Here is a 1,923-nt window from a genome sequence, read left to right as displayed (position 1 = left end):
ATTTGGTATCACCAATACCAATGCACAACTTGGACACAATCCTCAAAATCTTAACATTCAACATTTCTGATATCATACTTCTCAGTTAAGGATTTTCGTAGGTTGGGTTGAACAAAGTGAAACCCAACAAACCCTCGTAAATGTTGGGTTTCGTTCCTCAACCCAACCTACTCTACTACTCTACTGAATCTCTGTATGATTTTGGAATGTAGAGATGTTCCATGGAACGTCTCTACAAAAGAACGTCGTTACAAAGTTTTTGCTTTATACAAATCATAACAAAGTTGGGTTAATTTTTGCGGGTGTCCACCACTTTCTTGAATCAGTTCTTGAATATCTGCTTCTGTAAAATCAATTGTAGTTGGTTGTAACCGCTTGGCAATAAAATCACGGCTGGTTTTTTCATTCCAAGGTTGAATATCTACTTGTTGACAAATACCCGATAAGGGTGATGTTTCATAACTATCATTAAATAATGTTTCTAAAGATTCATTGGCAGCTAAAACTAATTTTAAACAAGCATTTTCACCTTCAGCTAAACCTCGTAAATGATCTCTGACATCTCTTGTAAATCCTACTCCATTCAATTTACCAACATTATCTAAAATTAATAATACTTTTTTATTTTCTAAATCTCTAGTAAATCTATAACCTTTATTATCTGGTATATCAAGTTTTTCACATATAGCAAAATAAAAATCTTCTTGATTATGAATAATATTCATATCTAGAAAAACGTTTTGACGTGGTGAGCTTAAAAGATTTACTGATTGTTGGGAAACTGCATATAATAAGGATGATTTACCAATTGCTTGTTCACCAATAATCGCTACACTACTGGCATTATTGAGAAGTTCAAATATTTCCTTTATTTCTTTCTCTCTACCAAAGAACTGTTTATTATCATCTACTTTTCCAGTTATGGGAACAAAGGGATTTTGATTATTTAGTGGTGAACTTGGTTCGATTTCAGTTATTTCTATATTAGGTATTCCAGGAGCAGAATTAGATGAATATTCTTGATAAAAGTATTTTATAGGATTTTGAAAATTTCTTTTCTCAACTATAATCCCTAAATCTTGTTTTAACTTTGTAAATAATTTCCCTCCTAACACTCTTGTATGTTGACTATTCATGTTAATTTTAGCTGCAATATAATCATAACTTTGATTTTCCCAAATACCCAAAAATAGACTCTCTTCTACAGAATTTAAAATTGGTTTTCTCTTTTCTGATAATACACGATTGATAAAATTTAAAGCTTTTTGAGAATCCATTGGACATATTTTGAGTAAATAGGTTAAATTTAGTAATAGGCTAATGATTTTACATTCTACCCTACAAACCTACATTTGCCTACATTTACCTACATAAATTTTCATAAAAAATGACCTACAACACCCAACCTATTCAATATAGACTATAGGCCATGATAGAGACATGAAAAAAAACACATATCCCAGGAGTGTAAACCCATGTCTCTACAACCCACTGAAAAAGATAATCTTCCTACTCAGTCTGATAAAACAACCAAAATTTTAGAAACTGGGGAGAAGATGGTTGATAAGTTCACTAAATCAGAAATCGTTGAATTAACACAGGTCGTAGGAGAAACAATCAAGAATATTATGACAGTGTTAGTTACATCTGGAGGTAAACCTGTTGCTGTGATTTTAGCTATTGCGGTTTTGATTGTAGCAACTGCAATACCTATTATTGCTTTAAAAGTATCTCCTACTCAGATCAATCAATCTGTAAAAACCATCAGTAAATAAAATGACGGTTATAAACTACATTTAAACAGATAAAGCCCCTAGTTGTTCACTTTCGGGAAAGATATTCATGCGCCATTGACTAGCGCCTACACTCTTCTGGACAGACAAAACCCACCGAATTTACAATTAAGCAAAAGGTGCGTTAAAA

The 1,923-nt window shown here is 32.2% G+C and carries 2 protein-coding genes; one reads left to right on the top strand and one right to left on the bottom strand.

The genetic code is table 11. From position 1 onward, the window contains the following. Window positions 1-248: 248 nt before the first annotated feature. Window positions 249-1,277 carry a helix-turn-helix domain-containing protein gene (locus tag ACIR131C_RS21595; protein ID WP_051347460.1) on the bottom strand — a complete coding sequence of 343 codons (1,029 nt, stop codon included), beginning with the start codon at window positions 1,275-1,277 and terminating at the stop codon, window positions 249-251. A gap of 198 nt (window positions 1,278-1,475) precedes the next feature. Between ACIR131C_RS21595 and ACIR131C_RS0101285 the strand changes: the two genes are divergently transcribed. Further along, a complete protein-coding gene (locus tag ACIR131C_RS0101285; RefSeq protein WP_028088753.1) occupies window positions 1,476-1,775 on the top strand; it encodes a hypothetical protein in 300 nt (99 codons plus the stop codon). Window positions 1,776-1,923: the final 148 nt, after the last annotated feature.

Source organism: Dolichospermum circinale AWQC131C (genome assembly GCF_000426905.1).
GTDB classification, from domain to species: Bacteria; Cyanobacteriota; Cyanobacteriia; order Cyanobacteriales; family Nostocaceae; genus Dolichospermum; species Dolichospermum circinale.
This window is presented reverse-complemented; position numbering and strand designations above follow the sequence as displayed.